Source organism: Mycoplana sp. 10N416, assembly GCF_056394765.1.
In genome coordinates, this window is the sequence record NZ_JBFTIM010000062.1 from 1 (window position 1) to 392 (window position 392).

1 protein-coding gene is annotated in these 392 nt (G+C 58.2%); it reads right to left on the reverse strand.

From position 1 onward, the window contains the following. The coding region (locus AC1DDS_RS25815) for a DUF982 domain-containing protein (RefSeq protein WP_477481451.1) at positions 1-196 on the reverse strand (196 nt) is incomplete at its 3' end. Positions 197-392: the final 196 nt, after the last annotated feature.

Below are 392 nucleotides of genomic sequence, written 5' to 3' on the forward strand. Positions count from 1 at the left end.
CAACCGCGAGCGGCGTCGCAAGGTTCAGCGCTCCGCGGCAGAGCCGAACGGCCCTCTCGTACTTTTGCCCACGACGCAGGGGCCATTCGTTCTCGAGGAAGTCGAGAGCTTCGTAGGGCCCGGAAAAAATATGGTGGATGCCATTTTGAAGGCGAACATTAAGCGGAACCGACCAAGTCAAATCCGGAGTGCGCATATCCATTCTCCTTTCTCGTACAGACCGGATGAACTGAAGGGATTTTGATATTGGAATTGCATTTCGACAGTTCAAGTTCCTAGGCATAGACTCAGCGGGAGTCGCGATTCAGCGCGGTCCCACCACCAGCGACCAATTGGCCGGTCGAGCGGCCATGCCGGCGACCGTCGCGACACCTGGCGGCATGCCGAACGGC